The sequence below is a fragment of the Bradyrhizobium sp. 2TAF24 genome, from assembly GCF_052115025.1.
Lineage (GTDB): Bacteria > Pseudomonadota > Alphaproteobacteria > Rhizobiales > Xanthobacteraceae > Bradyrhizobium_A.
Genome location: NZ_JBFRFW010000001.1, coordinates 59,244 through 85,553, shown reverse-complemented (window position 1 = coordinate 85,553; position 26,310 = coordinate 59,244). Strand labels below are relative to the sequence as shown.

27 protein-coding genes are annotated in these 26,310 nt (G+C 66.9%); 11 read left to right on the top strand and 16 right to left on the bottom strand.

Annotation, left to right across the window (positions count from 1 at the left end; genetic code table 11):
* Positions 1–5 precede the first annotated feature (5 nt).
* From AB4Z37_RS00400 to AB4Z37_RS00390, 3 genes are read right to left on the bottom strand one after another with little or no spacing between them, the layout of a single operon-like run.
* Positions 6–374, bottom strand: coding sequence for a 6-pyruvoyl trahydropterin synthase family protein (locus AB4Z37_RS00400; RefSeq protein ID WP_441514699.1), 369 nt, complete (start codon positions 372–374; stop codon positions 6–8).
* Positions 375–389: 15 nt separating this feature from the next.
* Positions 390–1,022 (bottom strand): 7-carboxy-7-deazaguanine synthase, encoded by a 633-nt coding sequence (gene queE, locus AB4Z37_RS00395; protein WP_441514698.1) that lies wholly within the window; start codon positions 1,020–1,022, stop codon positions 390–392.
* Positions 1,019–1,501 (bottom strand): tRNA (cytidine(34)-2'-O)-methyltransferase, encoded by a 483-nt coding sequence (locus tag AB4Z37_RS00390; RefSeq protein WP_441514697.1) that lies wholly within the window; start codon positions 1,499–1,501, stop codon positions 1,019–1,021. The genes queE and AB4Z37_RS00390 overlap by 4 nt, the downstream gene beginning before the upstream one ends.
* A gap of 275 nt (positions 1,502–1,776) precedes the next feature.
* On the opposite strand from AB4Z37_RS00390, the gene petA reads away from it, so the two are divergent.
* The 7 genes from petA to AB4Z37_RS00355 all read left to right on the top strand — a co-directional run bounded on the left by petA (position 1,777) and on the right by AB4Z37_RS00355 (position 9,666).
* A complete protein-coding gene (gene petA / locus AB4Z37_RS00385; RefSeq protein ID WP_441515223.1) occupies positions 1,777–2,304 on the top strand; it encodes a ubiquinol-cytochrome c reductase iron-sulfur subunit in 528 nt (175 codons plus the stop codon).
* 46 nt (positions 2,305–2,350) lie between these two features.
* Positions 2,351–4,420 carry a cytochrome c1 gene (locus AB4Z37_RS00380; RefSeq protein ID WP_441514696.1) on the top strand — a complete coding sequence of 690 codons (2,070 nt, stop codon included), beginning with the start codon at positions 2,351–2,353 and terminating at the stop codon, positions 4,418–4,420.
* Positions 4,421–4,646: 226 nt separating this feature from the next.
* Positions 4,647–5,321 (top strand): dienelactone hydrolase family protein, encoded by a 675-nt coding sequence (locus AB4Z37_RS00375; RefSeq protein WP_441514695.1) that lies wholly within the window; start codon positions 4,647–4,649, stop codon positions 5,319–5,321.
* A 30-nt stretch (positions 5,322–5,351) separates the two neighbouring features.
* Positions 5,352–5,813 (top strand): GNAT family N-acetyltransferase, encoded by a 462-nt coding sequence (locus AB4Z37_RS00370; protein WP_441514694.1) that lies wholly within the window; start codon positions 5,352–5,354, stop codon positions 5,811–5,813.
* A gap of 274 nt (positions 5,814–6,087) precedes the next feature.
* Positions 6,088–8,256: an anthranilate synthase component I gene (locus AB4Z37_RS00365; protein ID WP_441514693.1), complete on the top strand. Its 2,169-nt coding sequence runs from the start codon at positions 6,088–6,090 to the stop codon at positions 8,254–8,256.
* A 16-nt stretch (positions 8,257–8,272) separates the two neighbouring features.
* The gene (locus AB4Z37_RS00360) at positions 8,273–8,803 is read left to right on the top strand and encodes an adenine phosphoribosyltransferase (RefSeq protein ID WP_441514692.1); all 531 of its coding nucleotides are present in this window, start codon (positions 8,273–8,275) and stop codon (positions 8,801–8,803) included.
* A gap of 188 nt (positions 8,804–8,991) precedes the next feature.
* Complete coding sequence (locus tag AB4Z37_RS00355) at positions 8,992–9,666, top strand: Crp/Fnr family transcriptional regulator (protein ID WP_441514691.1); 675 nt, start codon at positions 8,992–8,994, stop codon at positions 9,664–9,666.
* 25 nt (positions 9,667–9,691) lie between these two features.
* On the opposite strand, the gene AB4Z37_RS00350 is transcribed toward AB4Z37_RS00355, so the two are convergent.
* From AB4Z37_RS00350 to AB4Z37_RS00325, 6 genes are all read right to left on the bottom strand, one after another.
* A complete protein-coding gene (locus tag AB4Z37_RS00350; protein ID WP_441514690.1) occupies positions 9,692–10,147 on the bottom strand; it encodes a GFA family protein in 456 nt (151 codons plus the stop codon).
* A gap of 63 nt (positions 10,148–10,210) precedes the next feature.
* A complete protein-coding gene (locus AB4Z37_RS00345) occupies positions 10,211–10,879 on the bottom strand; it encodes a hypothetical protein (RefSeq protein WP_441514689.1) in 669 nt (222 codons plus the stop codon).
* Positions 10,880–11,033: 154 nt separating this feature from the next.
* Entirely contained in the window at positions 11,034–11,783 is a 750-nt protein-coding gene (locus AB4Z37_RS00340; protein WP_441514688.1) for a hypothetical protein, read from the bottom strand.
* Positions 11,784–11,948: 165 nt separating this feature from the next.
* Entirely contained in the window at positions 11,949–13,133 is a 1,185-nt protein-coding gene (locus AB4Z37_RS00335; RefSeq protein WP_441514687.1) for a M48 family metalloprotease, read from the bottom strand.
* A gap of 25 nt (positions 13,134–13,158) precedes the next feature.
* Positions 13,159–13,719: a LemA family protein gene (locus tag AB4Z37_RS00330; protein ID WP_441514686.1), complete on the bottom strand. Its 561-nt coding sequence runs from the start codon at positions 13,717–13,719 to the stop codon at positions 13,159–13,161.
* A 187-nt stretch (positions 13,720–13,906) separates the two neighbouring features.
* A complete protein-coding gene (locus AB4Z37_RS00325) occupies positions 13,907–14,287 on the bottom strand; it encodes a hypothetical protein (RefSeq protein WP_441514685.1) in 381 nt (126 codons plus the stop codon).
* Between the two features lie 177 nt (positions 14,288–14,464).
* Between AB4Z37_RS00325 and AB4Z37_RS00320 the strand changes: the two genes are divergently transcribed.
* Complete coding sequence (locus tag AB4Z37_RS00320; protein WP_441514684.1) at positions 14,465–15,871, top strand: adenylate/guanylate cyclase domain-containing protein; 1,407 nt, start codon at positions 14,465–14,467, stop codon at positions 15,869–15,871.
* Positions 15,872–15,921: 50 nt separating this feature from the next.
* Here AB4Z37_RS00320 and AB4Z37_RS00315 read toward each other — a convergent pair whose 3' ends face one another.
* The 5 genes from AB4Z37_RS00315 to AB4Z37_RS00295 form a co-directional block, all read right to left on the bottom strand.
* Positions 15,922–16,218, bottom strand: a complete 297-nt coding sequence (locus tag AB4Z37_RS00315) for a hypothetical protein (RefSeq protein ID WP_441514683.1) — start codon at positions 16,216–16,218, stop codon at positions 15,922–15,924.
* Between the two features lie 136 nt (positions 16,219–16,354).
* On the bottom strand, positions 16,355–17,326 hold the full coding sequence (locus AB4Z37_RS00310) for a small ribosomal subunit Rsm22 family protein (RefSeq protein ID WP_441514682.1): 972 nt from the start codon (positions 17,324–17,326) through the stop codon (positions 16,355–16,357).
* Positions 17,327–17,350: 24 nt separating this feature from the next.
* Positions 17,351–20,815, bottom strand: coding sequence for a chromosome segregation protein SMC (gene smc / locus AB4Z37_RS00305; protein ID WP_441514681.1), 3,465 nt, complete (start codon positions 20,813–20,815; stop codon positions 17,351–17,353).
* Between the two features lie 367 nt (positions 20,816–21,182).
* A complete protein-coding gene (locus tag AB4Z37_RS00300; RefSeq protein ID WP_441514680.1) occupies positions 21,183–21,845 on the bottom strand; it encodes a DsbA family protein in 663 nt (220 codons plus the stop codon).
* 111 nt (positions 21,846–21,956) lie between these two features.
* On the bottom strand, positions 21,957–22,436 hold the full coding sequence (locus AB4Z37_RS00295) for a DUF721 domain-containing protein (protein ID WP_441514679.1): 480 nt from the start codon (positions 22,434–22,436) through the stop codon (positions 21,957–21,959).
* Between the two features lie 27 nt (positions 22,437–22,463).
* Between AB4Z37_RS00295 and mutY the strand changes: the two genes are divergently transcribed.
* From mutY to AB4Z37_RS00280, 3 genes are all read left to right on the top strand, one after another.
* Positions 22,464–23,573 (top strand): A/G-specific adenine glycosylase, encoded by a 1,110-nt coding sequence (gene mutY, locus AB4Z37_RS00290; protein WP_441514678.1) that lies wholly within the window; start codon positions 22,464–22,466, stop codon positions 23,571–23,573.
* A 61-nt stretch (positions 23,574–23,634) separates the two neighbouring features.
* Positions 23,635–23,988, top strand: a complete 354-nt coding sequence (locus AB4Z37_RS00285) for a hypothetical protein (RefSeq protein WP_441514677.1) — start codon at positions 23,635–23,637, stop codon at positions 23,986–23,988.
* Positions 23,985–25,379, top strand: a complete 1,395-nt coding sequence (locus AB4Z37_RS00280; protein WP_441514676.1) for an ankyrin repeat domain-containing protein — start codon at positions 23,985–23,987, stop codon at positions 25,377–25,379. Before AB4Z37_RS00285 ends, AB4Z37_RS00280 begins: the two co-directional genes overlap by 4 nt.
* Positions 25,380–25,395: 16 nt before the next feature.
* Here AB4Z37_RS00280 and AB4Z37_RS00275 read toward each other — a convergent pair whose 3' ends face one another.
* Positions 25,396–25,530 carry a WYL domain-containing protein gene (locus AB4Z37_RS00275; RefSeq protein WP_441515222.1) on the bottom strand — a complete coding sequence of 45 codons (135 nt, stop codon included), beginning with the start codon at positions 25,528–25,530 and terminating at the stop codon, positions 25,396–25,398.
* 88 nt (positions 25,531–25,618) lie between these two features.
* Positions 25,619–26,131, bottom strand: a complete 513-nt coding sequence (locus tag AB4Z37_RS00270) for a GNAT family N-acetyltransferase (RefSeq protein ID WP_441514675.1) — start codon at positions 26,129–26,131, stop codon at positions 25,619–25,621.
* Positions 26,132–26,310: the final 179 nt, after the last annotated feature.

The window sequence follows — 26,310 nt, the reverse complement described above, 5'->3', positions numbered from 1 at the left end:
CTGTTTCACCGGCCCTGCGGGCCGAAATAGCTGCAGCTCTCGCCGCAGCTGTCACGGTGGACGCTGACCCGGACCACGGGACCTGCGTCCTGCACCCGCTCCCAGATGAAGCGTGTGAGGTTTTCCAGTGTCGGGATCCCCAGTGCCTCGATCCGGTTCAGCAACTTGTGGTCGAGCAGCGCCCGGACCTCGGCGATCCGGCGCTCCAGCAGGCCGAGATCCATCACCATGCCGGTCACCGGGTCCGGCGTGCCGCGGATCACCACTTCGGCGCGAAACGAGTGGCCGTGGATTTCCTCGGCGATGGCCTCGAGCGTCGTGCCGGACAGCGCATGGGCCGCCTCGAAATGGAACGACTTGGTCAATTCCCACATCGGTTCGATCAATCCCTATCTGATGCCGAGGGCCTTGTGCGTCTGCACGCTCAGGCGCCACAGCGGATGCGCGAGGCAGTAGGCGATGGCCCGCGCGGTGTTGTCAGCGACGTCTGGGCCGTCCATCGGCTGCAGCGAGAACCGCTCGAAGGCGAGGCCGGCGAAATCCTCGGGGGGCGCGCCCTCCTGCGGATAGACGAGCTTCAGTTCGTGGCCGGCGCGGACCCGCAAGGGGGCGCCGGCCTTCGGGCTGACACAAACCCAGTCGAGGCCGGACGGCGGGGCGATCGTGCCGTTGGTCTCCACCGCAATGGTGAAGTGCCGCGCATGGAGGGCGTCGATCAGCGCCGGGTCGATCTGCAGCATCGGCTCCCCGCCGGTCAAGACCACGTAGCGGTGGGTGTCGGGGCCGTTCCAGGTCGCCGCGATGGTGTCCGCCAGCGCATCCGCCGTGGCGTAGCGGCCGCCGAGCGTGCCATCCGTGCCGACAAAGTCGGTGTCGCAGAACCGGCAGGTCGCCTCGGAGCGGTCCTGTTCCCGGCCGGTCCACAGGTTGCAGCCCGCGAAGCGGCAGAACACCGAGGTCCGCCCGGCATGGGCGCCTTCGCCCTGCAGGGTCAGAAAGATTTCCTTGACCGCATAGCTCATGTCTCGTGTCCCGGTTCTAACATCTGGGGTCCTTCACCGGTCTGCCGCAGGGCCTCCCCCAATGCCATGGCGACTGCCATAGCCACGTTGATCGACCGCAGCCCGGGCGCGATCGGGATCCGCAGCCGGGCGTCGGCGGCCGCCGTCACCTCGTCCGGCACGCCGGCCGATTCCCGCCCGAACAGCAGAATGTCGCCCGGGGCGAAGCGGTGGGCGAGGTAGGGCTCCGAGCCCTTGGTGCTGAACAGCACCAGCCGGCCCCCGTCCTGCTCCCGCCAGGCGGCAAATTCGCTCCAGGAAACATGGCGCTGGATCGTCACCTGATCGAGATAGTCCATGCCGGATCGCCGGAAATGGTAGTCGCTGACCGGGAAGCCGGCCGGCTCGATGATATGGGCCTCCACCGCAAGGCAGGCGCACAGCCGCAGAATCGTTCCGGTGTTCTGCGGAATGTCGGGTTGAAACAGTGCGATCCGCATCGGGGAGAGACCTCTGGCGGATGACAGAACCGCAACAAAAATCCGGTTTTCGTGCATCGCGCGGGAGACTGCCGATAGCGGGCTTGCGCTCTCCGGGCAAGGGTGCCAATAGAACGATTCTGGATTGCATGTTCCGTCCGGTTTCGGCCGGTTGGCGGGGGGTGTGGTCCTGCTGCCGCGGGGAGACCCGCGGACCGGCGACCACCCGGATCGCTCGCTTGCATGCGTTCCCGGGGACGGTTCCGCCGGCTGCAGACCAGAAAGGGTTTGGGAACGTGACGACCTCGACTTCGGCGGAGCCGACCCGCCGCGATTTCCTTTATGTCGCAACCGGAGCCGTGGCGGCCGTTGGGGCCGTTGCAACGGCTTGGCCCCTCATCTCCCAGATGAATCCGGATGCCTCGACCATCGCCGCCGGTGCGCCGATCGATGTCGATCTGTCGCCGATCGCGCAAGGGCAGGCGATCAAGGTGTTCTGGCGCGGCAAGCCGATCTACATCATGAACCGCACCAAGAAGCAGGTCGAAGAGGCCCGCGCGGTGCCGGTTTCGAGCCTGCCGGATCCGCAGTCCGATCAGGCGCGGGTCAAGGAAGGCCATGAGCAGTGGCTGGTGGTGATCGGCATCTGCACCCACCTCGGCTGCATCCCGATCGCTCACGAAGGCAACTACGACGGCTTCTTCTGTCCGTGCCACGGTTCGCAGTACGACTCCTCGGGTCGTATCCGCCAGGGACCGGCGCCGGCCAACCTGCCGCTGCCGCCCTACGCCTTCCTTTCGGACAGCAAAATCAAGATTGGCTGAGCCCTCTGCGGCCGACGCCTCGCATCACCTTTCTCAGGATCGCATCATGAGCGGACCCTCCGACTACAACCCGCAGAACGCAGTTTTGAAGTGGATCGAACGGCGCCTGCCGATCGGTGGCCTGGTCCACTCCTCGTTCGTTGCCTACCCGACGCCGCGCAACCTGAACTACTGGTGGACGTTCGGCGCCATCCTTTCGATGATGCTGGGCGTGCAGATCATCACCGGGATCATCCTGGCGATGCACTACACCCCGCATGCCGACCTCGCCTTCAAGTCGGTCGAGGGCATCATGCGCGATGTCAACTTCGGCTGGCTGCTGCGCTACCTGCACTCGAACGGCGCGTCGATGTTCTTCATCGCCGTCTACGTGCACATGTTCCGCGGCCTCTATTACGGGTCGTACAAGGAGCCGCGCGAGGTCCTCTGGATCCTCGGCGTCATCATCTACCTGCTGATGATGGCCACCGGCTTCATGGGCTACGTGCTGCCGTGGGGCCAGATGAGCTTCTGGGGCGCCACCGTCATCACCAACCTGTTCTCGGCCATTCCCTATGTCGGCGAGAGCATCGTCACCCTGCTGTGGGGCGGCTATTCGGTCGGCAACCCGACGCTGAACCGCTTCTTCTCGCTGCACTACCTGCTGCCGTTCGTGATCGCCGGCGTCGTTGTGCTGCACATCTGGGCGCTGCATGTCGTCGGCCAGAACAACCCGGCCGGTGTCGAGCCGCAGACCGAGAAGGACACGGTGCCGTTCACGCCGTATGCGACCATCAAGGACGCGTTCGGCATGTCCTGCTTCCTGCTGTTCTATGCCTGGTTCCTGTTCTACACGCCGAACTTCCTGGGTGACCCGGACAACTACATCGTCGCCAACCCCGGCGTGACCCCGGCCCACATCGTGCCGGAATGGTACTACCTGCCATTCTACGCCATCCTGCGCTCGATCCCGAGCAAGCTCGGCGGCGTCGTCGCGATGTTCAGCGCCATCCTGGTGCTGGCGTTCCTGCCCTGGCTCGATGGCGCCAAGGCGCGCTCGTCGCGCTACCGGCCGCTGGCGAAGCAGTTCTTCTGGATCTTCGTGGCGGTCTGCCTGGTGCTGGGCTGGCTTGGCGCGCAGCCGCCGGAAGGCATCTACGTGATCGCCGGCCGCATCTTCACCGCGTACTACTTCTTCCACTTCCTGGTGCTGCTGCCGATCCTCAGCCGCATCGAGACGGCGCGTCCGCTGCCGAACTCGATCGCCGATGACGTGCTCAGCAAGGGCAAGCTGAAGACAGCGGCGTCGGTGCTCGCGATCTTCGGCCTCGCCGGCCTGCTGCTGCTGGGCGCCGCCGGCAACTCGCGCGCCGAGGACGCCCACAGCCAGCCGACCCCGCCGTCGCTCAAGTGGTCGTTCGCCGGCCCGTTCGGCAAGTTCGACCAGGGGCAGCTGCAGCGCGGTCTCAAGGTCTACAAGGAAGTCTGCTCGGCCTGCCACTCGCTGAACTACATCGCGTTCCGCAACATCGCGGATCCCGGTGGCCCGGGCTACAACGAAGCCCAGGCGGCGAGCCTCGCCTCCGAGTACAAGATCAAGGACGGCCCGAACGACCAGGGCGAGATGTTCGAGCGTCCCGGCCGTCCGGCGGACTACTTCCCGGCGCCGTTCCCGAACGACCAGGCGGCCCGCGCCGCCAATGGCGGGGCGCTGCCGCCTGACCTGTCGCTGATGGCCAAGGCGCGCGGTTATGAGCGCGGCTTCCCGCAGTTCCTGATCGACCTGGTGATGCAGTTCCAGGAAAAGGGCCCGAACTACATCGCTGCCCTGCTGCAGGGCTACGAGGAGGCGCCGAAGGGCTTCGCCCTGCCGGCTGGCTCGAACTACAACAAGTACTTCCCGGGCCACGCGCTCGGTATGCCGAAGCCGCTCAGCGACGGCCAGGTGACCTATGACGACGGCTCGCCGCAGACCGTGCAGCAGTACGCCACCGACGTCGCCGCCTTCCTGATGTGGACCGCCGAGCCGAAGCTCGAGGCCCGCAAGAAGCTCGGCCTGCAGGTGATGATCTTCTTGCTGGTGCTGTCGACCCTGCTGTACTTCACCAAGCGCAAGGTCTGGGCCAACGCCCACTGACATCGGCGCTTCGTTGTGCATGAGATCGTGAAAAGGGCTCCCCGCGGGGAGCCCTTTTTTCATTCCGGCACGCGTCGCGTTGACGGGCGCGCCATGCAGCTCCCCGCCGCGCTTGGCCATTCGGCGATTGCACGCGCGGGCCGGCGGCGGCATGCTGCGCGCGCCGCAGCGCTCCTCATGCGCCGCTCAATTCAAGTCCCCTTTTCAAATCCCCCTGGAGGAAGACATGGGAACAACCATCTCGTTCAAACGGCCCGATGGAAAAGAGGTGAAGGGTTACCTTGCCAATGCTTCGCGCGGCAATGCGCCTGGCGTGGTCGTCATCCAGGAGTGGTGGGGCCTGTCGGAGAACATCAAGGGCCTGACCGATCGCTTTGCGCTCGCCGGTTTCGATGCGCTCGCGCCCGATCTCTACAATGGCGTGCTCGTGCCGTATCACGACACTGAAGCCGCCAATAAGGAAATGGGCTCGCTGGACTTCCTCGACGCCACCGAGCAGACGGTGCGGGGCGCGGTGCAGTATCTCAAGCGCAATGGCGCCAAGGTCGGCCTCACCGGCTTCTGCCTCGGCGGCGCGGTCACCATCATCGGTGCGGCGCGGATTCCCGAACTCAGCGCTGCCGTCTGCTTCTACGGCATTCCGCCGGAGCAGGCGGCGAAGCCCGCCGATATCAAGGTGCCGCTGCAGGGCCACTTCGCCAGCAAGGACGACTGGTGCACGCCGCAGGTGGTGGATGCGTTCGAGAGCGGGCTGAAGGCGGCGGGCAAGGCGGCCGAGTTCTTCCGTTATGATGCCGACCATGCGTTCGTGAACGAGCAGCGCGCTGCGGTTCATGACCGCGAGGCCGCGGAGCTGGCGTGGGGCCGCGCGACCGCGTTCTTCAGCAAGCATCTGGCGTGATGGGGTCAGCCTGACCGGAGCCGGTCGCCGATGTTGATCGTGAATCTGCAGCAGCGACCGGAATTCTTTGCCATTGTGGCGGACCGGATCTGGACAGCCTGGTGGCAACGCCATGGTGTGCCGCGCGACCATATCGCCGCGCGGCTTCGGGAAAACATGATCGCCAGAACTCTCCCGCTTGCGCTGGTGGCGCACGATGGTCCGACGTTCCTGGGAACGGCTTCGGTGATCGCCTCCGATCTCGACGATCGTCCGCACTACACGCCCTGGGTTGCGGCCGTATGGGTCGAGCCGGATCGCCGCGGCAGCGGCATCGGCGCGGCGCTTGTCGCGGCCGCGGCTGAGGCGGCATTCGGGTCTGGCGCAGCGCAGGTCTATCTCGCCGCCCGTCCGGCGCTCCGGACCTGGTATGAGGGCCTGGGCTGGGGCGTTGTCGAGGAGGGTGTGGGTCCTCTAGAACTCTCCGTGTTCAGGAGGTTACGGGACGTCTGATCCGCAGGCCGCGACCGGCCAGGGAAGGGCAGGCGGATGCCTTTTGAGCGCCTGGCGCCCGGTTTTCGCCCTTGACGCCCCCGCGCTGCCGTGGTGATTTGCGCCCCATGAACACCGTCGCCCGCCCATCCCGTCTTTGGTGGCCCACCTTTTAAAGGTGGCCGGTGCGATTTATTTCCACGTTTTCGCAATCGTTCAGGCCGTCATCGCAGTGCGACGGCCTTTTGTTCGTGTGTTCTGCATGGCGCGCCTTCCAAGACCCTGAGAGGACTCCATGAACAGAACGATTTTCTCGCTCCCCGCCCAGAGCACCTACCGCACCGCCGGCGGCCTCGAGGTCACACGGGTGGTCGCGCATTTCACCGGCGGCGCGGCCCTCGACCGCCTGATCGAGAAGCTCGATCATCGCCGCGGCGTCGTCCTGTCGTCCGGCACCACGGTGCCGGGCCGTTACGAGAGCTTCGACCTCGGCTTTGCCGATCCGCCGTTGCGGCTGGAGACCACCGGCTTCAACTTCTTGCTCCACGCCCTCAACGCCCGCGGCAAGGTGCTGATCGCCTTTCTCGCCGACACGCTGAACGAGCCCTGCGTGGTGTTCTCCGAGCGCAGCGCGACGCGGCTTGCCGGCCATATCGTGCGCGGCGACGCACCGCTCGAGGAAGAGCAGCGCACCCGCCGCGCCAGCGTGATGTCGCTGGTGCGCGCCATTGTCGGCGCGCTGGGCGAGACCGCCGATCCGCTGCATGGCCTGTTCGGCGCCTTCGCCTATGATCTCGTGTTCCAGATCGAGGACCTCGAGCAGAAGCGTGCGCGCGAGGCCGACCAGCGCGACATCGTGCTGTACATTCCCGACGAGCTGCTGGTCTATGACCGCGCCACCGGCCGCGGCGTGACGCTGACCTATGATTTCACCTGGAAGGACAAGGCGACCGCCGGCCTCGACCGCGAGACCCCGGACAGCGTCTATCTGAAGACGCCGCGCCAGGGCTTTGCCGATCACGCGCCCGGCGCCTACCAGGCGACGGTGCAGAAGGCGCGCGAGGCCTTTGCCCGCGGCGACCTGTTCGAGGCGGTGCCGGGCCAGCTGTTCGGCGAGCCCTGCGAGCGCTCGCCAGCCGAGGTGTTCCAGCGGCTGTGCAAGATCAATCCGTCGCCCTATGGCGCGCTGATGAATCTCGGCGACGGCGAATTCCTCGTGGCGGCTTCGCCGGAAATGTTCGTGCGTTCCGATGGCCGGCGTGTCGAGACCTGCCCGATCTCCGGTACCATCGCCCGTGGCGTCGATGCCATCGGTGACGCCGAGCAGATCCGCCAGCTCCTGAACTCGGAGAAGGACGAGTTCGAGCTCAACATGTGCACGGACGTCGATCGCAACGACAAGGCGCGGGTGTGCGTGCCCGGCACCATCAAGGTGCTGGCGCGGCGGCAGATCGAGACCTATTCGAAGCTGTTCCACACCGTCGACCATGTCGAGGGTATCCTGCGTCCGGGCTTCGATGCGCTCGATGCGTTTCTCACCCACGCCTGGGCGGTGACGGTGACCGGCGCGCCGAAGCTGTGGGCGATGCAGTTCGTCGAAGACAACGAGCGCTCGCCGCGCCGCTGGTACGCCGGCGCGATCGGCGGTGTCGGTTTCGACGGCGGCATCAATACCGGCATCACCATCCGCACCATTCGCATGAAGGACGGCCTCGCCGAGGTGCGGGTCGGCGCCACGCTGCTGTTCGACTCCGATCCGGTGGCCGAGGAGAAGGAGTGCCAGACCAAGGCGGCGGCACTGTTCCAGGCGCTCCGTGGCGATGCGCCGAAGCCGCTGTCGGCATCCGCCCCCGATGCGGCCGGCTCCGGCAAGAGGGTATTGCTGATCGATCACGAAGACTCCTTCGTGCACATGCTGGCGGACTACTTCCGCCAGGTCGGCGCCGAAGTCAGCGTCACGCGTCACGGCCATGCGCTGGAAATGCTCGACCGGCAGGCCTATGATCTGCTGGTGCTGTCGCCAGGGCCGGGGCGTCCGGAGGATTTCAACATCGCGCGCACGCTCGACGCGGCGCTCTGCAAGAAGCTGCCGGTGTTCGGCGTCTGTCTCGGCGTGCAGGCGATCGGCGAATATTTCGGCGGCGTGCTCGGCCAGCTCACCCAGCCCGCGCACGGCCGTCCCTCGCGCATCCGGGTGCAGGGCGGTACGCTGATGCACGGCCTGCCGAACGAGATCGTGGTCGGACGCTATCACTCGCTGTATGTCGAGCGTGACAGCATGCCCGAGGTGCTGCAGGTGACCGCCGCCACCGACGACGGTGTGGCGATGGCGATCGAGCACAAGACGCTGCCGATCGGAGGCGTCCAGTTTCACCCGGAATCGCTGATGTCGCTGGGCGGCGAGGTCGGGCTTCGTATCGTGGAAAATGCATTCCGGCTCGGTGCGCCGCACCGGGCCTCTTGAGAGGCAACGAATTCGTATGAGCGATCTGAAGTCGGTGGTTCGCACCATCCCTGACTATCCCAAGCCGGGGGTCATGTTCAGGGACATCACCACGCTGCTCGGTGACGCGCGGTCGTTCCGCCGCGCCGTCGACGAACTGGTGCAGCCCTGGGCCGGCTCCAAGATCGACAAGATCGCCGGTATCGAGGCGCGCGGCTTCATCATCGGCGGCGCGGTGGCGCACCAGCTTTCGGCCGGCTTCGTGCCGATCCGCAAGAAGGGCAAGCTGCCGCACGCCACCGTGCGGATCGCCTATTCGCTGGAGTACGGCGTCGACGAGATGGAGGTGCATGCCGATGCCATCCATCCCGGCGAGCGCGTGATCCTGATCGACGATCTCATTGCCACCGGCGGCACCGCCGAGGGCGCCGTGAAACTGATGCGCCAGATCGGCGCCGAGGTGGTCGCGGCCTGTTTCATCGTCGACCTGCCGGAGCTCGGCGGCGCCGACAAGCTGCGCGCCATGAACGTGCCGGTGCGTACGCTGATGGCGTTCGAGGGCCACTGAGCCGCCTGGCAGCGCGTCCGCGGGCGCGGGCCGAGCGGTCATTGGCCGCAGCCGTTCCGACCTCCCGCCCCGTCCGGATGGCTGCCACCGGCGCCGCCTGTGCTAAGGTCCGCACAGGCGGGCTGCTTCTGGTTGCCTCGGTGATCTCTGCCGACCGGAGCGGATGAGGCGCGACAGGTGGCGAGACCATGATTTCTGCGGACTATCTCAAGCGGATCGCGGCCTGGTCGCGCGCACTGAGCGAGCCTGAGCTCGAGCGCGCCCGCGCCGGCATCACCGAGAAGTCGTACAAGGCCAACGAATTCATCTGCTTGCGCGGCGATCGCTTCGACTACTGGACCGGCGTCGTCTCCGGTCTCGTCAAGATGGGCACGGTGTCGCGTGAAGGAAAGGCCATCGGCTTTACCGGCGTCACCGCCGGCGCCTGGATCGGCGAGGGCACCATGCTCAAGGACGAGTTGCGGCGCTATGATCTCGTGGCGTTGCGCGACACCCGCCTTGCGATGATGGACCGCGCGACCTTCCTGTGGCTGTTCGAGAACAGCGTCGCGTTCAACCGCTTCCTCGTCGGCCAGCTCAATGAGCGGCTCGGCCAGTTCATCGGCCTGCTCGAGTACGACCGCATGCTCGACGCCACCGCGCGCCTCGCCCGCTGCATCGCCTCGCTGTTCAATCCCATCCTCTATCCGGATGTCACCCGGCATCTCGAAATCACCCAGGAAGAGGTCGGTTCGCTCTCGGGCATGTCCCGGCAGAACGCCAACCAGAGCCTCAAGGTGCTGGAGAAGGAAGGCCTGCTGCGGCTCGAATATGGCGGCATCACCATCCTCGATCTCGACGGCCTGCGCGGCTACGGCGAGTAGTGCGCCGCCGGGATGGCCCGGCGGCTCATCGGGACTGCTCGCGGTATTCCGCGAGCAAGGCCGGAAACTGCTCCATCGCCGGATACTTGTCGAAGCTGTGGACGGCCGACGTCGTGGCCCAGGGCAGCTTCTCGCAGATATAGGTTTCGATGAACGGGTGGAATGATCGCGCGTCATCGAGCATGGTGGCGCGGACATTGACGAAATCGCCCATGCCCTCGGGGCGGGTGAACAACCAGCTCATGCAGTAATCGCAAAAGAAATGGCGCGTCGGACCATGCAGGCCGCCGATCACCGGCTCGCCCGCGGTCACCGTGAATGCCGCGCTCGGATAGAGTGCGCTGAGCGAAAAGGCGCTGGCTGTCATCCGCTGGCAGCCCGTGCAATGACAGGCCATGGTCATCAGCCGCGCACCTTTCACCGCGAAACGGAGCCGTCCGCAGCGGCAGCCGCCGTCATGGGAGTCGTTCCATCCGGTCATCGTTTGCCTCCATCGCGTCTTGCGTCGATCGCAGCGCGATCGGCGCTGCTTTGCATGGCCACGCTACATCCGATAGCGGTGCAGGTGCAGCTCGATGTCGCGAAAGGCGATATAGCTGCGCCTGATCCACTGGTTGAGCTCCGACGAGCTGTCGGTGTCCTGCCGCAGGAATCCGGTGAACGAGAAGTTGCGGCGGTCGACATAGGTTTTCAGGAACGGTGGCAGCGCGCGGATATGCAACGTGTCGAGGCCGTCATAGGATGCCGGCGGCTCGCCGTGCAACACCTGCTCGTTGTCGACCGGCACGATGGCGGCCGTCGGAAACGTGCGCCGCAGCCGCGCGAAGTTGGCGCCCGACATGCGGTCGGAATCGGCGATGAACATCACGATCACATCGACGCCGCGCCGGCTCGCCTCCTTGATGAAGCCGATTTCCTCGCTCATCCTGAAGAACTCGTCATAGGCGTGGAAGCCGAGATCGACCACCTTGCCGATATCGTCGTTGATGATCAGGCGATCCATCAGCTGCATCTTGCCGAAGGTGTTCATCACGTCTGCCGTCTCGGTGACGTCCGGCAGGAAGTCGATCAGCGATGGTTCCTTTTCGTTGATGTCGAACGCCACCACCTCGCGCTGCTGCAGCAGCAGGAATTCGGTGAGCAGGCGCGACAGCAGCGTCTTGCCGACGAAGGGGCGGGTCGCGCAGACGATATAGACGGGCGTGCGGCTCATCAGTGCGGCAAATCGATAGGAGATGGCGCCCCGCGTGGCGGGACGCTGAAGGTCCTGCAAGCGAAACAATCGCAGGCACAACCGCGGCGCGCAAGGCCGCCGCGGGCGATGGCGTGCGGTCCGGCGTGGGCGCTCCGCGGGGAGCGCCGCGCCGTTACTCCGCCTTGCGCGGGGTGGCGGCGGAGCCGACCAGGTCGGTCAGCTTGATGCGGTCGAACTCGCTCCAGACGTTGCCGAGCCAGTGGCGGACATAGCCACGCAGCACGAACGAGTAGTTGGCGGCCTCGTCATTGTGGCCCTTGTTGGCGACAAACTTGAGGAATGGCACCGAGGAGACCTCGACCTGCTCGTAAGCCATCTCGTTGAGCTTTGGGATGGTGAGTTCGGTGGCGTCCTTGATGCGGTGGAAATAGGAGTTGTAGGTCGCCTGGTCCCACTCGAAGAAGCTGGTGTTGTTGATGAAGTTCTTCACCAGGAAGTACTTGGCGCCGTTCATGAAGGTCGCGGTCTCGGCGATCTCCTCGAGCGAGGCGATCGACGGGCCGAGGATATGGAACACGGCGAAGGTGATCTGGCCGGACTTCGCGGCATCGAGAAAACCGATATCGCGCAGCGAGGCGAGGGCGGGCGACAGCAGGCCTGCGCGCACGTCGATCACGGTGACCGAGGCGCCGGCGGTGTTGAGCGTATCGAAGATCTTCATCTGGTCCGAGGTCGTCGTCATGTCGACGATCTCGGTGATGGCGGGATGGAAGCGTTTCAGGGTGCCGCGGGGCGACTCGGTGTCGAACGCCCGGGTCGGAATGTTGTTGGCGCTGAAATAGTCGAGAACCGCACGCGACACGGTGGTCTTGCCGACCCCACCCTTGTCCGCGCCCACCACGATCACTGCCGGCTTAGTCATGAGATCCCCTTGCCCCAAACCATGCTGATCCGCGCGAGAGCGGATCGTCCCTGTCTGCATTGGGGCGGACCATGGCAGAAACAAGGGAGAATTCAATTCCTCAACGGTCCCGCAGGGCGGATAGCCCCAAATTCATGCGGTTCTGACCAGGGGTGTCCGCCGGAGTTATCCCCAGGGCCCGGCAGGCTTGTTCCAGGGGCCGGCCGGCGCCCCGGATGGCGGCTCTGGGCTGCCCCATGGGCCCGCCGGCGGTACAGACGGGCGGTCGGACGGGGTGTCCTGCGCGGAACCAGCGCTGGTCGGTTGTGCTTGAGCCTCGGCTCCCGTGTCCGCCGGCGGCAGCGCGAGCGGACCCGGATCGTGTCCTCCCGCGAACTGCACCAGCTTCTGGACCCGCGATTCGACCGACGGATGGGTCGCGAACAGGTCGGCAAAGCCCTGGCGCGGGTTGTCGACGCACATTTCCATCACCGCCGAGGTCGCGCCCGGCAGCTCGCCGCGGTTCTCGATCTTGCGCAGCGCCGAGATCATCGCGTCCGGGTTCTTGGTCAGCTCCACGGAGCCGGCGTCCGCAAGGTACTCGCGTGACCGCGACAGTGCGAAGCGCACCACAAGCGACATCAGCCAGGCAAGAGCGATCAGCGCGACCGCGAGGATGATGACGACGATCGCTCCGCCGCCGCCCTTGCGGTCGCCATCGGATGACGAGGACGACGAGGAGCCGCGACCGCCGCCGATCCGGATCCCCGAATTGAAGAAGATGCGGAAGAACAGCTCGGCAAAGAAGCCGACCACGCCGGCGATGATCACGGCGATCACCATCAGCTGCACATCGCCATTGCGGATATGGGTCAACTCGTGGCCGAGCACGGCCTCGACTTCCTGGTCGTCGAGCGCGCGCAGCAGGCCGGAGGTGACGGTGACCGAATACTGCTTGCGGTTGAGGCCGGTGGCGAACGCGTTCAGCGCGTCGCTGTCCATGATCTTCAGCTTCGGCATCGGGATGCCGCGCGAGATGCAGAGGTTTTCGAGCAGGTTATAGAGCCGTGGCTGGTCCTGCCGCGTCACGTCGCGGCCGCCGGTGACGGCATCGATGATCGATTGGTGGAAGAAATAGGCGACCACGATCCAGGCGGCCGAGCCGAGCGTCGCGAGCGGCAGCGCCTTGATCAGGTCGCGTGCGGCGGCGGCAAGATAGTAGTCCACCGTGCCGCCGCTATCGGCCATGACTTCGCCGATCAGCGCGCCGGCGAACACCATCACGTAGATCAGCAGGAACAGGCCGCCGAGCAGCAGCATCGAACGGAATTTGTTCGATGCGATGTGCGTGTAGAGACCGTAGGCGGCCATGGGATGCGGCCCCGCGAGAACGGCGTCAGAACTTCACGGCCGGGGCCTGGTCCATCTGTACCCGGTTTTCGCCGAGGTCGAAGAAGTCCTTGCGAGTGAATCCGAGCATGCCGGCGAACAGCACGGCGGGCATCTGCTGGATGCCGGTGTTGTATTCCTGCACGGCGTTGTTGAAGAAGCGGCGGCTGGCCGCCAGCTTGTTCTCGATGTCCGACAACTCGCTCTGCAACTGCTGGAAATTGGCGTTGGCCTTGAGGTCCGGATAGGCCTCCGACAGGGCGATCAGGCGGCCGAGCGCGCCGGACAGCTGGGCCTCGGCGGCCGAGACCTGCGCCGGTCCCTGGGCCGACAGCGCCGTGTTGCGGGCCTTGACCACGTCGTCCAGCGTGCCGCGCTCATGGGCGGCATAGCCCTTCACGGTCTCGACCAGGTTCGGAATCAGGTCGTGGCGCTGCTTGAGCTGCACGTCGATGTCGGCAAACGCCTGGCCGACCCGCTGGCTCAGGGCGACGAGGCGGTTGTAGGCGCCGAATGCGAGGAAAGCGAGGACGACGATAACGCCGAGAACGATCCAGCCGGTCGACATGGGATAGGGGCTCCTGGGTGAACTGAGGGGTCGCGCGGGCGCAACCTAGACGAAAACGGTGCCGCAGGGCAGGGGCGCCCCGCGCATCATGTCCGCTTTAGTCGTTCAGAAGCCTGGATTCGTTCACGCTTTGCAAACACCGACGGATGGAGCCGCCAGCAGGGCAGGGCCTGGTTTGGAGCTCGGCTCAGGGCTTGGCGATGTGCCAGACCCCGTTGAAGCCGTCGCCGGTGGTGTCGCCGGGGGCCTTGTCGTCTTTCCAGGTGTAGAGCGGCCGGCCCTTGTAGGCCCACATCTGGCTGCCGTCGCCGCGGGCGACGACGCTCCAGTCACCGGAGGCCTTGGCGTCCGCCGCGGCCGCCAGCGGCGGCCAGTTCTGGGTGCAGGCGCCGTTGCAGTTCGACTTGCCGGCGGCATCCTTGTCGAACACATAGAGCGTCATGCCCTTCGCATCCACCAGCGCCTTGCCCTTGGCGGTATCGGCGGTCTTGGCGGGGGTGGTCTGGGCCCAGGCGGTCCCCGAGACGAGCAGCGTCAGCAGTGCGGCCGCGGTGAAGGCTCTCGACATGTGATGAAGCTCCCTGTCATGGACGGCGGGGCGCTCGGTGCCCGCGTTACAAACGCGCCCGCGGCGTCAATATTCCGCGGCCGGGTCCGCTTTCTTTCGAATTTGTGACAAGTCCCGGCGGGCAAGACCTGCCATATTGCGCTTCCCTCATGCGATATTTTGCGCGAGGTTACGCCCATGACCGAGACAAAAGCGCTGTTTGATGTTCTGCGGCAGACCGCCGAAGCACGCTCCGTGGACGCAATCGAGCGCGTGGTGCGCGACGGTTCCGATCGCGATCTCTGCCGGATCAACGCCCTCGACTTCGCCAGGCGCGAGGACATTGATGTCGAGCATGTGATCGCGGCGTTTCTGCATGCGTCGCGCATCGGCCTGTTCGACCTGTCCTGGAATATGCTGTGTCCCGGTTGCGGCGGGGTGCTCGACGCCGGCGCGACGCTCAAGACCTTCGATCACGACCGCTACAACTGCGCGCTGTGCGCGGCGGCCTATGAGCCGACCCTCGACGAGATGGTCGAGGTCACCTTCACGGTCAATCCGCGGGTGCGCCGGATCGTGGCCCATGATCCGGATACGCTGCCCTATATCGAGTATTGCCGGCAGGTGTTCTGGAGTTCAGGCATCGACCTGCCGGAGGATCTCGAAAGTCATTTCGACGAGTTCGCGATCGAGGTGCTGGAGCTGCCGCCCGGCGAGAAGGCGCTGCTGTCGCTGCAGCTGCCGAGCGAATTCATCATTGTGTTCGATCCCGTCACCCACGCCACCCAGTTCATCGACGTCAAGGGCGAGCCGACACGGGAGCGGCAGTCGCTGACGCTGGTGTTCAACCAGGTGCAGGCACCCACCGGCACCGCGGAGATGCGGCCGGGGCCGCTGCGGCTCAGCCTGGAGAACCGAACCAGTCGCCGCGTGCTGCCCGGCGTATGGGTCGCCAATCAGGTGATGCATGACATGATCGGCCACCGCAAACCGTTCCTGACGGCGAAGCGGCTTTTGACCAATCAGACCTTCCGCGACATCTACCGCACCGACACGCTCGACGTCGACCAGCGGCTCAAGATCACCAGTCTCACGTTCCTGTTCACCGATCTCAAGGGCTCGACGGAGCTCTACGAGCGTGTCGGCGATCTCGTCGCTTACGATCTCGTGCGCCAGCACTTCAGCGTGCTCTATCGCATCGTCGCCTCCGAGGCCGGCGCGGTGGTGAAGACCATCGGTGATGCGGTGATGGCGACATTCCCGACGCCGGACCGGGCGCTGGCGGCGGCGCTACGCATGCGCGAGGCGATGCAGGAAATCAATGACCAGCGCGGCGGCGAGGACCTGCTGCTCAAGATCGGCATTCACGAGGGGCCGTGTCTCGCGGTCACCTTCAACGACCGGCAGGATTATTTCGGGCAGACCGTCAACATGGCGGCGCGGGTGCAGGGGCTGGCGAAGTCGCGTTCGATCTTCGCGACCAGGTCGATCGTGGCGGACAGCGGTGCCATCAAGATACTGGAGAAGTCCGGCCTGCAACCGGTCGAGCAGCGCGCAGCGCTGCGCGGCATCACCGACGACGCGCTGGTCTACGAGATTCCGTAGCGCGCGTCATCGGTGGCCTGATGTCTTGTGAAGCGTGGGCGTGACGTCGGTCAGGCCCGCACGCCCTTGAACGGAAAGCTGCCCATCGGACCGATGCCCATCTCGCCGGCGATGGAGTCGCCGTCGACCTTGCCGGAGAACGCCAGGGTGAGCGGCATCGGATTGGTGATGTCGAGCTTCCACGACACGTCGTTGCCGTTCACAGCGCCGTCGAAGATCTCGGCCGAATTGCCCTCTGCCGACTGATTGCCCGTCAGGGTACCGCCGTCACTCTTCAGGGTGAGCGTGGCCTGACGCTCGCCCATCGGCGTGCTCATGGTGATATTCCAGTTTCCGTCGACGGACATGTGTCTTTCCCTTTGCAGAGCTGCGGGCTGTGGCGTTGGCGGAGGGACATGGGCCCTGCCATCGCCGCGCAGCATAGGTGTTCGGCCGCGCTTGGCAATGCGCCAGAGCGACCCGCCGCAACCTTTTTGATCTGCGTCAGGTTTCGAAGTCGACCGCGTCGCCCCAGCGCCAGCGTTTCGCCGCCGCATAGGTGGGCTTGTCGCGGCGCGCGATCCTGGCGATCGCTGCCCGGCCATCGGCCTGGCACAGCTTGGCCGCGATCTCGACCTTGCCGGTCAGCGGCTGCGCCAGCACCCGCGCCGCGAGGGGCGCCGGTGGCGTGCGCGCGAGCGCGACATAGCTGAACTTTTCGTCCTCGAACGGCAGCTCCACACCCTTGACCTGCATGTGGCCGCGCGAGCGAGCGAGGCGCTGGACGAAATGACACCAGTCGGGAGGCGCGAGCGGGCAAGGCAGGTCGTGAGGGCAGGGCGCGACGACATGGGCGCCGGCGGCGATCAGGCGCTGACGTAGCGCCGCGATCCGGGCGTGGCCGGCGGGGGTGCCGGGTTCGATCACCAGCAGCAGGTCGCACGTGCGTGCCCACAGGGCGTCGGCAAGGTCTGTCTGCTCGCGTTCGGTCAGCTCGCCGATCACATAGCTTGCGATCACGAGGTCGGCTTTCTCGGCATCCGTCAGCATCTTGCCGGCATCGCCGGCCCGATAGCGCAGTCCGCCGAACACGGGTAGGTCCTGCGCCAGTGCCAGCGCCAGTTTGCGCAAGGACGGATTGGCGTCGATCAGGGAAAAATCGCCAAGGCTGGAAAAGGCCTCTGCCGCAGCAAAGGTCGCGGTGCCGGGGCCCGCGCCGACGTCGAGCAGGCGAACCGGCCGGCGTTCGGGATCGCGCGCGATCACCTGCTGCAGGCAGGCGGTGACCGCGGCGTAGGTCGCCGGCATGCGCGCGAAGGCGTAGGCCAGCGCGTCGTTGTCATCACGGATCCCGGCCGAGCCGCCGCCGCTGCGATAGGCGTTGGAGATCGCGGCGGCGCGCGCGGCGATGGTGCTGCGCGGCCGTCCCTGGGAGAGCCGGTCGAGGGCGGCCGTGAGAGCGGGAGGCAGCGCCATGCCGCATCGCCTCCCGCGCAGCGCTTACGCCACGTTCTTGTCGAGGATCTGCACCGCGCCTTCGAGGTCGACCGAGACGAGCTGCGACACGCCGCGCTCGGCCATGGTGACGCCGAACAGCCGGTTCATGCGTGCCATGGTGATCGGGTTGTGGGTGATGATGATGAAGCGCGTCTCGGTGGTGCTCACCATCTCATGCAGCAGGGTGCAGAACCGCTCGACGTTGTGGTCGTCGAGCGGCGCGTCGACTTCGTCCAGCACGCAGATCGGCGACGGGTTGGTGAGGAACACGGCGAAGATCAGCGCCATCGCGGTCAGCGCCTGCTCGCCGCCCGACAGCAGCGACAGCGATTGCGGCTTCTTGCCCGGCGGCTTGGCGATGATCTCGAGGCCGGCTTCCAGCGGATCGTCGCTCTCGATCAGGTGCAGCGCGGCTTCGCCGCCGCCGAACAGTTCGGTGAACAGCCGCTTGAAGTGACCGTTGACGATCTCGAACGAGCCGAGCAGGCGCTCGCGCGCCTCCTTGTTGAGGCTCTGGATGCCCTGGCGCAGCCGCTTGATGGCTTCGACGAGGTCGTCGCGTTCGGTGGTCAGGGTGCCGTGCTGGGTCTCGACCTCGCGCAGCTCTTCCTCGGCACGCAGGTTGACGGCGCCGAGGCGCTCGCGGTCGCGGCGCAGCCGCTCCAGGTCGCCCTCGATCTCGGCGACCGGCGGCAGCTCGGTCTCCGGAGTGATTTCGGCCATCGCCGCGACGCCCTGCGGCTCGATCTCCAGCATGTCGCGGATTTCGCGCTCGGTGTCCTCGAGGCGGCGGCGGGCGCCTTCCATGCGCTCTTCGGCGCGGGCGGTGCCCTCGCGGGCGCTCGACAGCGCCTCCAGCGACAGGCGCGCTGCGCGATCGGTTTCCGACATCATGTTTTCGGCTTCGGCCAATGCGTCGGCCGCGGTGCGGCGCCCGGCCTCGGCCAGCTCGATCTCGCTGATCAGCGCGCGGCGCTTCTGCTCGAACACATCGGGGGCGTTCTCGAGCTCGAGACGCTCGGCGCTGACCTCGGCGATGCGGGTTTCGATGGTCTCGATCTGCGAGCCGGCGCCTTCCTTGCGGCTCTGCCACTCGGTGCGCTCGGCGATGATCGCCTGCACGCGGCGGTCGGCGAGCTCGGCCTCGCGCGCCAGCGCCTGAGCCTCGGCGCGCACCTGCGCGGCGAGGCGGCGATGGGCCTCCATGTCGTCGCGCACGGCGGCCAGCCGCGCTTCGGTCTCGCCGCCGACGGGAATCTCTTCGAGCGAGATGGTCGCCGATTCGAGCGAGGCGAACGCCTCCTCGCGGTCGGTCTGCAGGCGGGTGCGCGCCTCGTCGAGCGCGGACTTGCGCGCCGCGTGGCGGTTGATCTCGCGCTCGGCGGCAGCGTGGCGCTCGCGCGTGGCATCGGTTTCGCGCTGCGCGGCGCGCCAGGCATCGCGGGCGGCGGTTTCGGCGAAGGCGGCGGCCTTGAGCTCCTGCTCGGCGTTCTCCAGCGCCTCGCGCTTGGCGGCGGCGTCGAAGCGCGCGTCCTCCAGCTCGGCCTCGATCTCGGTCAGGCGGGCGCGCTGGGCGAGGCGGCGGGCCGCGCCGGTCGGCGCGTGTGCCGTGGCGACAAAACCGTCCCAGCGCCAGACGTCGCCTTCCAGCGTCACCAGACGCTGGCCAGTCTTGAGCTGGCTGGCGAGTTCGGCGCCGCGTTCCTTGGCGACGACGCCGATCTGGGCGAGGCGGCGCGCCAGCTCAGCCGGGGCGCTGACATGGGCGGCGAGCGGGTCTGCGCCTTCCGGCAGGGCCGGGTCGCCTTCGAGCACGCCGATCTCGGTCCAGCGCATCGGTGACGACGGATCGACCGGCGCGTCGAGATCGTCGCCGAGCACGGCGCCGAGCGCCTTCTCATAGCCCTTGGTGACGGTGACGCCGTCGATGATCGGCGGCCACAGGTTCTTGGTTTCGCCGTCGAGCAGCTTGGAAATGGTGCGCGCTTCGGTCTCCAGGCGCTGGACGCGCTTGTCGGCCTCGACCAGCGGCGAGCGCGAGGCTTCCAGCGTCTGGCGCGCCACCACATGGGCGGTCTCGCTCTCGCGGCTGGCCATCTCGGCGGCGGCAAGCGACTGCTGCGCGGTCTCGATCGCCGCGGCCAGCGCGTCGACGTCGCCGAACACGCCGGTTTCCTGGGCGAGACGCGCGATCTCGGCCTCGACGCCGGCGATCTCCTGTTCGAAACGGGAGACGCGGGTCTGATGGGTGCGGACGTTGGCTTCGAGCTGGGTGCGCTTGGCGCTGATGTCGGCGACCGCGGTGGTCAGCTCGGCGAAGGCGCGCTCGGCGGTGGCCAGCGTTGCGTCGGCTTCGGCGACGCGCTCGTCGGCGCCGCTGCGCTTCTCGACGCGCGCCTTGATCTCTTCCTTGAGCACCGCGTCTTCGGCGTCGAGGCGTTCCAGCGCGACGTCGGCGTCGGTCGACTGGCGCTGCTCGCGGGCGATGTCGGCGGTGAGCTGGGCAACGCGACGGTCGAGCTCGGTGATGCGTTCCTTGGCGCGCTCTTCCTCGCGGTCGAGCAGCTCGCGGGCGTTGGTCAGGCGCTGCAGGCCGGCAGCCGCGCGCGCTTCGGCATCGCGCAGGTGCGGCATTTCGGAGGCGCGGATCGCCTGGATGCGGGCGGCTTCCGCCTGATGGCGGGTGCGCTCGGCCATCTCGCGCACCGCGATGTCGTGGACATGCACGGATTCGTTGACGTCGGCGTGGGCCTGCATCCAGCGCAGGTGGAACAGCATGGCCTCGGCCTTGCGCACCTTGGCTGCGACCTCGCGGAAGCGAATCGCCTGGCGGGCCTGGCGCTTGAGGCCGTCGATCTGGCCGGTGAGCTGGCCGACCACGTCCTCGACGCGGGTGAGGTTGGTTTCTGCAGCCTTCAGGCGCAGCTCGGCCTCGTGGCGTCGGGCGTGCAGGCCGGCGACGCCGGCGGCGTCTTCCAGCACGCGGCGGCGCTGCTCGGGCTTGGCCTGGATGATCTCGCCGATCTTGCCCTGGTGGACGAGGGCGGGCGAGCGCGCGCCGGTGGCGGCGTCAGCGAACAGAATCTGCACGTCGCGGGCGCGCACGTCGCGGCCGTTGATGCGGTAGTTGGAGCCGGCCTCGCGCTCGATGCGGCGGGTGATCTCGAGAATGTCCTGGTCGTTCATCGCCGACGGCGCGGTGCGCTGCGTGTTGTCGATGGTCATCGACACTTCGGCATGATTACGCGACGGCCGGTTGCCCGAGCCGGAGAAGATCACCGAGTCCATGTCGGCGGCGCGCAGCGATTTGTGCGACGTCTCGCCCATCACCCAGCGCAGCGCTTCCACAAGATTGGACTTGCCGCAGCCGTTCGGTCCGACCACGCCGGTGAGGCCTGGCTCGATATGGAAATCCGTCGACTCGACGAAAGACTTGAAACCGTGAAGGCGAAGGCGAGTGAGTTTCATGGACACTGTGCTCTGTTGGCAGGTCGGTCAAATCTCCTGCCGGGCCAAGGCGATAGTGTGCCTGAGCCCTAGTTTAGCTGAGTCGGGGACCGCCGCTTGCATCGGCCGACAATGACGAGGCCGCGGGGCGAGGGCAACCGGCGGCCGTGCAATCCCGAGGCTTTTCCCAAGCCTTTTATCCACAAATTTTCAGCTATTTAGTGCAGGTTTTGAGTGACGGCGAGCACTTTCGGCGCAAGGAACCTGTGTGTTCCATGCGCGCTGCAGTACGGGTGCCGGCAAGTTCCTGCACTGGAACTTCTGTCCGCATAACAAAAGCGCGGCCCGGCGGGCCGCGCTGCGATTAGTGTGAAGTTCGGATTCGCGATCAGGCCTTCAGCAGCGGGTCGATCAGCTTCTGGAAGCCCTCGAACGACGTCTCGCCCTTCACCAGGGTGCCGTTGACGAAAAAGCTCGGGGTCGAATTGACCTTCAGCTTGTCGGTGGCGTGATCCTGCGTCGCCTTGATGCCGTCGAGGATGGCCTGGTCCTTGAGACAGGCGTTGAAGGCCTCGTCGCTGAGGCCGGCCTGCTTGCCGATCCGCTTCAGCGGCTCGATCGGGTTCTTCACCACCCAGTCCGTCTGCTGCTTGAACAGCACGTCGACCACGGCGAAGTATTTCTGCGCATCGTTCTTGGCGATGCAGCGCGCCATCATCGAGCCAGCAGCCGCGACGAGATCGAGCGGGAATTCGCGGAAGATGAACCGCACCTTGCCGGTGTCAATGTAGGCGGCCTTGAGCTTGGGGAACACCTCGGTGGTGAACGCCGCACAGTGCGGGCAGGTCATCGAGGCGTACTCGACGATGGTGACGGAGGCGTTCTCCGGTCCCAGCGCCATGTCGCCGAGCGGGCTCGGCTTGGCGACGTCGGCGGCGGATTGGCTCTGGGCGAAGGCGGAGCCGATCAGGCGCAGCGGCGACAGGCCGGCCAGCGCGACGAGGCCGGTCATGGACAGGAGGGCGGAAAAGGTGCGGCGCGTGAGGATCAAGGGACGTCTCCTGGAGCGGCGGTCAGTCGGGATCGGCGGTTCGCGGTGTTCGCTAGCTTGAAACCGCAATTGTGGCAATGGCGCGCCGGGATGCTGAACGAAAGCCCGGCCTCACTTCCGCTTGATCGCGGCGCCGAGCCGGGCGAGCGCCGTGCGCAGGTTCTCGTCCTCGACCGCGTCCAGGGTGGCGGCGACCTGCGCGACCTCCCGGGCGTCCGGGGGCGGCGGCCGTTTTGGCCGGGACGGCCGGGACAGCGGCGCCTGGCGCAGCGCCAGCCGGCCGATCGCGTTCCAGCCGAAGAAGCGGTTGACCCGCTGCAGGATCACGTCGGAGGTGTGCTGGATCTCCAGCGCCATCGGCCCCTCGACCCGCAACACCAGGGTGGCCGGCTCCGGCGGCCGGCCTTCGACCTGCCGCGGCCACTGGATCTTGAGGGGCTGGGAGTGGCGCGCGATCTCGACGCCGGCGATCTCCCCCCAGCGGGTCACCAGTTCGCGCGAGGCGAAGCCCTGCTTGGCGAACACGTCGTTGATGGCCCGGCCGGCGAGGACGGACAGGGGTTTGGCGGTGATGGGGCCGGGCTTGTTCATCGAGGGGCGAGCCGGATACATAACGGCATGAGCTTATCAGGTGCCGCGGCGCGGCGAAAGAAACCGCAACCGGCTGCGGGCGCCCCCGATCGGGCGGCGGCCGTGCTTGCCTGGTACGACCGCCATCGCCGCCGGCTGCCCTGGCGGGCGTTGCCGGGGGAGGCCGCCGATCCCTACCGGGTCTGGCTGTCCGAGATCATGCTGCAGCAGACCACGGTGCGGGCGGTCGGCCCCTATTTCGAGAAATTCACCGCGCGCTGGCCGACGGTCGCGGACCTTGGGGCGGCGAGCCTCGACGACGTCCTGCGGCTGTGGGCGGGGCTCGGCTACTACTCGCGGGCCCGCAACCTGCATGCCTGCGCGGTCGCGCTGCTGCGTGACCATGGCGGGGTGTTTCCCGACAGCGAGGAGGGATTACGGGCGCTGCCCGGCATCGGCCCGTACACCGCGGCAGCGATCGCCGCGATCGCGTTCGACATCCGCACCATGCCGGTCGACGGCAACATCGAGCGGGTGGTGTCGCGGCTGTTTGCGGTCGAGGAGGCACTGCCCAAATCCAAGCCGCGGATCCAGGAGCTGGCGGCGACGCTGCTCGGGCCGTCCCGTGCCGGCGACAGCGCCCAGGCGCTGATGGATCTCGGCGCGACCATCTGCACACCCAAGAAGCCGGCATGCGCACTCTGTCCGCTGAACGACGGATGTCTGGCATTGACCCGTGCCGATCAGGAGAGTTTTCCTCGCAAGGCGCCGAAGAAGAGCGGGGAGTTGCGCCGCGGCGCCGCCTTCGTGGTCCGGCGCGGCGATGAGCTGCTGGTCCGCACCCGCTCGCCGAAGGGACTGCTTGGCGGCATGACCGAGGTGCCGACCTCGCAGTGGCGGGCCGGGCTCGAGGATGCCGTCGCCCTGAAGGAGGCGCCTCCGCTGAAAGGGGCATCACGCTGGCGTCGCAAGGTCGGCGTGGTCAATCATGTGTTCACGCATTTTCCGCTCGAGCTTGCGGTCTATACGGCCGAGGTGCCATCGCGCACCCGCGCGCCGGACGGCATGCGCTGGGTGCCGATCGCCACGCTTGCGGACGAAGCGCTGCCCAACGTGATGCGCAAGGTGGTCGCACACGGGCTCGGCGACGACGCGTGATCCTGCTGCAGGCGCAGCGGGGCAGGGCAACTTTCTCGAGAACCACAGGGATGGAGCCGTCATGATTGTCGAACTGGTGACCTTCAAGCTTCCCGAGGGCTGGACCCGCGAGCAGGAGCTCGACGCGGTGCGGGCCATCGTGCCGAAGTGGACTGCCAACACCGAACTGGTGCGCAAGCATTTCCTCTGGGGGCTCGGCGAGGACGCCGGCACGGGCGCCGGCTTTTATATCTGGCCGTCGATCGAGGCTGCCCAGCACGCCCATAACGACGCGTGGCGTGCAGCCGTGAAGCATCGCACCGGCCATGAGCCGACCCTGCGTTATTTCGATCTGATGACGATCGTGGACAATGAGCATGGTGCGGTCACCGAATGGTCCGCCGATGGCGAGGCCCGCCGGACCCACGGCAGGTGAGGGGCTCTCCCACCGGGCCGATCAGGCGCTGGCTCGGCCTGATCTATGGAGGCGATCTCGACGGCTCGAGCGATCGGGCCAACTCCCGCGTCGCGGCTGGGATGCTGGCGGAGCATCCTGATCTCGTCGGCGAGGACCCGGGCCTCGCCTGCGCCATCGGCGACGAGGCGGCGTTGTGCCGCGCGATAACGGCCGATCCCGCATGGGGCAATCGCTCGAGCGGGCCGTTGGCGCTGCCGCCGCTCATCGCCGTCACCCATTCCAGCCTGCTACAACTGCCGGAATTCCGCGACCGCCTGCACGGTTGCGCGCAGCTGCTGCTCGCCGCTGGCGCGGATCCGAACCAGCGCGTCGGCAACCGCTGGCCGCCGGCGTCGCTGCGTGCGCCTGACGATCGCAATCCGCTGTCGGCGCTCTACGGTGCGGCCGGCAAGAACCACGACGTCGCGCTGACGCAGATGCTGCTCGACGCTGGCGCCGATCCGAACGACGGTGAATCGCTCTACCACTCTTTGGAGAGCCCGGCCTGCACCCGCCTCTTGCTGGAGCACGGCGCGCGGGTCGTCGGCAGCAATGCGCTCTATCGTGCGCTCGACCTCGAGAGCAGCGAGCCGCTCGAACTGCTGCTGCAGCACGGCGGAGATCCCAACGAGCCGGCGGGCAATGCGCCGCTGACCGACTGGGGCACGCCGCTGCTGTGGGCGATCCGCCGTCGCCGCTCTGTCCGTCATGTTGCCACGCTCTTGAGCGCCGGTGCAGATCCCGGTGTGCGCTCGGCGGCCGGCATCGGTGCCTACAGCCTCGCGCTGCAGTTCGGCCTGCCGGCGGTCGCGCAGTTGCTGCGTGCCGCTGGCGCAGCGGATGCAATGTCGGAGGATGAGCTGTTCGTCGCAGCATGCGCGCGCGGCGACGCGAACGAGGCGCGGCGCATCCAGGCGCGGCGGCCGGACCTGCCGACGGCGCTCTCGGAGGCACAGCTGCGGTTGCTACCCGATATGGCCGGGGAAGGCGGCGACGACGGCGCGCGGCTGATGGTCGAGCTGGGCTGGCCGATCGCCGTGCGCGGTGGGGACTGGAGCGCGTCCGCGCTCAATCTCGCGGTGTTTCGTGGCAACGTCGAACTGACGCGCTTTCTGCTGGCGCATGGCGCGACATGGACCGAGCAGCATGGCTTCGGCGATGATGTCTCCGGCACGCTGAGCTGGGCGTCGTGCAACGAGCCGGTCGATGGCGGCGATTGGGCCGGCTGCGCCCGTGCGTTGCTCGATCACGGTATGCCGCCGGCGGCGCCCGATCCCGAGGACCCGGACATGATCCTGATCGCGGGGCGCAGCAAGCGTTTTTCCGACGAGGTGCGTGAGGTGCTGCTGATGGCGCGCGATCAGGCCTGAGATTCGCGACGCGCCGTCAGTGCCGGCGTTCGAGGCAGGTGGCGAGGTCCTGGTCCGGCGCTTCCGTGAAGCTGTCGCGGCGGACCGCCACCTCGCTCATCCGGTCGAGGCGGAACACGCGGAAGTCGCCGCGCTGTGGACACCAGGCGATCAGCAGTCAGCCATGGGCGTAGGTAGTGGGCGCGAAGGCCCTTGGTGCACCGCCGCGGCGGGTCTCCGCTCCCTGAGCGCGTGCGACGTCACAGCGAGCGCATCATGACCACCGAGCAGATCTCGAAGCCCGAGCGCTCGAAGAAATGGTGAGCGCGTTCGTTGTGCACGCCGCTCTCGAGAAACAGACGGCGGATGCGGCGCTCGCGGGCCTCCGCGGCGATCCACTCGATCACCGTGGTCCCGATGCCCTTGGCGCGCTCGGACGGCGCGACGATCAGATCCTCGACCGTGGCGAACGGGATCGGAGCATCGGTTGCAAAGGTGACCAGCGCCAGGGCGACGAGCCCATCGTCGGTTTCCGTGACCAGAACGGGCTGATGGCTTCCGGCTCCGATCCCGTGCTGATCGCGGGTCAGGCGCGGCTGAAGCTCGGCACGAATGACGTCCGGGAGCTTGTCGCGCCAGCGTGTCGGCGCGATTGCGCGTCGGCCCTGCAGTTCGCTGTGGGAGATATAAGCCGGAGTCACATGGCTGGCGAAGAATTCGGCGAGTTCCTGCGCGCGCGCCGGCTCGTCACACCATCTGATATCGAGACGCATCTGCGGCTCCTGCTGCTGGACGAAGGGAGCGATCCGCGCCGCTCATGAAAATGTCCGTGGCATCCCCTCAGCAAACGAACTGGTCGGAAGACAAAAAACAGGTCAAAAAAATGAGGTCAGAAAAATCGCGGTCTGGTCGAGGGCATAAGTCTATTCTACCGTGCGGCGAGTGCAATGGA